Annotated in this window: 1 protein-coding gene; it reads right to left on the bottom strand. The window is 40.4% G+C overall.

Translation table 11 applies throughout. The features are described from left to right. Nucleotides 1-320: 320 nt before the first annotated feature. On the bottom strand, nt 321-1,452 hold a 1,132-nt coding region (locus tag H5202_RS22400), incomplete at its 5' end, for a glyceraldehyde-3-phosphate dehydrogenase (protein WP_182773969.1).

Genomic DNA, 1,452 nt, shown 5'->3' with positions numbered 1-1,452 from the left:
CGCCTATAACCTTTACTAAATTTGTCAGAACGATATCGCCTTTCAAACTTAACAGTAGAAGAAGTTTCCCCTGACTGCGGAATGGCATTCTACCGTTTTAGTCCCGATAGTCAATCAATAAAAACACATTTATTGCAACATAATGACTGTTTGATGCATAAATCATCATTGTGATTAAATATTTAACAACGCGTATAAAAAAGCACCTCCAAAGAGATGCTTCATGATTTACATGACGGTAAGTACTCAATAAACAGCGATATTAAGCTTGTATGCTTTACGCGTTATCACAACCATCAATGGTTAGTCTTTGTCACACATTAGCTTTTTGGCAACGATAATGTGGTCAAACCAAGCATTTTTTGCATAACACCAACAACCTGACAGCTGTAGCCGAATTCGTTGTCATACCATACGTATAAAATAGCTCGTTTACCCTCTGCAATCGTCGCTTGCGAATCAACAACTCCGGCATAACGTGAACCGACTAAGTCACTAGATACAATTTCAGTCGACTCAGTGAAATCGATTTGATTCTGTAATCCTGACTGCAATGCCACATCTTTCAGGTATTCATTCAGCTCATCACGATTAGTTTCGTGTTGTAAATTAACACTAATAATTGCCATTGACACGTTAGGTGTTGGAACACGAATCGCGTTACCGGTTAACTTACCCGCTAATACAGGTAACGCTTTAGCAACAGCTTTGGCAGCACCCGTTTCTGTAATAACCATGTTTAACGGTGCACTGCGTCCACGACGGTCTGCACTGTGATAGTTATCAATTAGATTTTGATCATTAGTATACGAGTGAATAGTTTCTACATGACCATTCTCAATAACGTATTTGTCATTGACCGCTTTTAATACTGGCGTAATAGCGTTTGTGGTGCAGCTTGCCGCCGAGACAATAGTGTCTTCATCAAGAATGTCATTTTCGTTAACACCATAAACGATATTTTTGATGGCGCCTTTAGCGGGTGCAGTTAACAACACTTTTGAAGCACCAGGGCTTTTAAGGTGTAAACCTAGACCCTCTTCATCTTTCCAAATACCAGTATTATCGACAATTAACGCATCTTTAATATCATACTGAGTGTAATCGACTTGGTCAGGAGAATTAGCGTAAATAATCTGAATATAAGTGCCATTGGCAATAATTGCGTTGTTTTCTTCATCAACCTCGACAGAGCCATTAAATGGTCCATGTACCGAGTCACGACGCAACAAGCTAGCGCGTTTTTCTAAATCGCCCTTTTTACCACCGCGTAATACAATGGCACGCAGACGCAATTTGTTGCTTTTGCCCGTACGTTCAATTAATAAACGAGCGAGTAAACGGCCAATACGACCAAAACCGTAAAGTACAACATCGCGAGCCGGGGTATCATCACCGTGATTAACCGCTTCTGACAATTCTTGTGTCATATAAGCTTCAATACCGCTCGCA

The organism is Shewanella sp. SG41-4 (genome assembly GCF_014164505.1).
Classification (GTDB): Bacteria; Pseudomonadota; Gammaproteobacteria; order Enterobacterales; family Shewanellaceae; genus Shewanella.
Note: the sequence above shows the minus strand (reverse complement) of the source record. Positions and strands in the feature narration are given on the sequence as shown.